Below are 2004 nucleotides of genomic sequence, written 5' to 3' on the forward strand. Positions count from 1 at the left end.
CCCGCCACCTCGGCCACGACGGCCGCCGCCGCGGAGGTGTCCGGCCCGGAGCTGCTCGCCACCGCCACCCAGGCCAGCCCCCAGGCCAGGCCGGCGCCGAAGGCGAGGCGACCACGGGTGAGGGCGGCCACGGCGACGCCGATCCCCGCCGCCACGGCCAGCACGAGCACCGCCCACACCGGCTCGGTCAGGCCCAGCCACGACCCGTTCCCGGCGGCGCCGGCGGCGGACAGGGCGGCCGCGGTGTTGGCGACGGTGGCGATGCTCACCCACCCCAGGTAGAGCCCCAGCGAGCCGTCCACGACGAGGGCCTCGACGCGCCCGGTGGGACGGGATGCGCCGAGCCGGCCGACGACCACCACCAGGACGAGCAGCAGCGCCGCGATGACCGCCACGCTCGCGGTGACCCAGCCGGCCTGGACCGTGCCGATCCAGGCCGCGTTGAGCAGCAGGGACGCCGCCGTCCACCAGCCGGTGCGGCGCTGGCGGGCGTCCTCGCGGTGGGCGGGCAGCAGCTGCCACACCGCGAGGGCGATGAGCCCGGTGTAGATCACCGACCAGATCGCGAACGCGGGCCCGGCGGGGGCGACCAGGGTGGCCGAGGCCGACAGCGCGCCGCCGGCGGCCTCGGCGATGGGCGTGCCACCGAAGGCGCCGGAGCCGATGGTCGAGCCGACGACGGCCACGACGGCGGTGGCGGCGACGACCGCCTGGCGCGTGCGGTCGTGCGTGCCGCTGACGGTGGCGGGGCTGTGCGCGAGGGACGACATGTCTCGATGATGGGACGGTTTCCATCCGGTGGCATCTCGGGGCGGGGAACCGCGACCGGTCCCGCGGGACGGACCACGCCTTCTCGCGAGGTGCCCGGTCAGATCCGCAGGTCGGCCAGCACCGCGGCGTGGTCGGAGGGCCAGACACCGCCGACCGGCTCCGCGCCCACCCGGTGCACCCCCAGCACCGCGCCGCGGCCGCTGAACTCCGGAAGACCCACCAGGACGTAGTCGATCCGTGCGCTCGGCTGGTGCACGGCGGCGACGTGCGGGTTGCGCCGGTCCCACGTGTGCCCCCGGACACCCTCGTCGGCGAAGCGCCACGCGTCGACGAGGACGACGCCCTCCACGACGGGTGCGGTCTGGTGGCCGCACACCAGGCGCAGCTCGTCGGAGGTGGCCTCGGCGTTGAAGTCGCCCGTCAGCACCGGCCGGCGCGCTCCCGGCACCGCCCGTGCCCGCCGCACCACCTCCGGCACCAGCGCGCGCACCTGCCGGACCCGCACCGCCGACTCGGCCGGGGCGGAGTTGAGGTGGGTGGTGGTGAAGGGCAGCGGGCCGCCGGGGGTGTCCAGCAGCGCGTGCAGCGCGGTGCGCCCCTCCGGGTGCGGCCCGTCGGGCAGGTGCGTCACGTCGTGGGAGAGCACCGGGAAACGGCTCAGCACGGCGTTGCCGAAGGCGATCCGCCCCGGCTCCGGCAGGCCACCGGCCGAGGCGTCCCCCAGCGCCCCGAGGCGGCGCTGCCAGCGCCCGGGCGCCGGCGAGGGCGCGAAGAGGGCCACCATGCCCAGCCGCTCGGCGAGCCAGTCCGCCAGCCCCTCGTCCGGTGTCGCCCACACCTCCTGCAGGCCGCAGACGTCCGGTCCGGCGGCGGCGAGCACGCGCAGCAGCGCCTCCCGGCGCCGGCGCCAGTCCCCGAAGCGCCACCACACGTTCCAGGTCAGGACGCGCAGCGCGTCCTCGGGCCGGGCGGGGACCGTGCCCGCGGGGAGGGGTGCGCTCGTCATGGCGGACCGCAGTGTCGCAGCCCGCCGGTGCGGGGCCTCAGCCGGCCTCCGGGTCGGGCAGGCCCGGCAGCGCCCGCCGCCCGCCGCCCCAGTCCAGCGCCGCCGTCGTCGCCCGCAGCAGCCCTTCCGCCCCCGCGGTCCGCCGCGCGGCGTCCGCCGCCACCAGCCCCACCACGCCAGGCGCACCTCGCAGCAGCCGCGCACCACCGAGGCGGTCGTCAGGTGCG

3 protein-coding genes are annotated in these 2004 nt (G+C 78.0%); all 3 read right to left on the reverse strand.

The annotated features are described in order from the left end of the window. A partial coding sequence (locus ABEB16_RS21025; protein ID WP_345714133.1) for a tryptophan-rich sensory protein occupies positions 1-770 on the reverse strand: 770 nt, incomplete at its 3' end. A 98-nt stretch (positions 771-868) separates the two neighbouring features. After that, complete coding sequence (locus tag ABEB16_RS21030; RefSeq protein WP_345714134.1) at positions 869-1777, reverse strand: endonuclease/exonuclease/phosphatase family protein; 909 nt, start codon at positions 1775-1777, stop codon at positions 869-871. 37 nt (positions 1778-1814) lie between these two features. Then, the coding region (locus ABEB16_RS21035) for a hypothetical protein (RefSeq protein ID WP_345714135.1) at positions 1815-2004 on the reverse strand (190 nt) is incomplete at its 5' end.

Source organism: Kineococcus glutinatus, assembly GCF_039542765.1.
Lineage (GTDB): Bacteria > Actinomycetota > Actinomycetes > Actinomycetales > Kineococcaceae > Kineococcus_A > Kineococcus_A glutinatus.